This window comes from Bartonella sp. MR30HLJHH, from assembly GCF_042194195.1.
Lineage (GTDB): Bacteria > Pseudomonadota > Alphaproteobacteria > Rhizobiales > Rhizobiaceae > Bartonella > Bartonella grahamii.
On sequence record NZ_JBHIMO010000118.1, the window covers coordinates 1 to 500 of the forward strand.

Below are 500 nucleotides of genomic sequence, written 5' to 3' on the forward strand. Positions count from 1 at the left end.
CCATTGCACCGGTCCATTGCCTGCTAACAAGCCGCCAAAACCTGAACAAGACCCTATAATCGGGGCAAGTGCTTCTACCTTGAAAAGACCTGTTGCCGTTTTCGTTTCTACCCTTTGATAATTTGAAGAAACATAAGCCCCTTTTGCCCATAATCCCGCTTCTGCTGCTCGACGGTTGGCTAAACCCGCAAGAGGCTTCCCACCAACCTTATTCCATTTCTGTAATTCTAAGGGTACGGCTTCATAATCGCCTTGATTAAGCTTCTTCAACAATGTTGACTTGCAAAAAGCAGCTTTTCCTACGTTATAGCAAAATGAGACTAATGCCGCGAATTGGCAATCCGTTAACGAAACCGTAACCGATTCCTCTACCGTCTGCTCGAATTGCTTTAAGTCTTCACAAAGGATTTCTTCTGCTTGCTCTTGGCTAATACACATGCCTTTTTTGACAAGGGGGTGACCCGCATTGCTGGTGTGACCATAACCAATCGTCCAGACAC

General features: G+C 45.8%; 1 protein-coding gene. It reads right to left on the minus strand.

The features are described 5' to 3' along the window. The coding region (locus ACFIKR_RS09640; RefSeq protein WP_375659677.1) for a lysozyme at positions 1–500 on the minus strand (500 nt) is incomplete at both ends.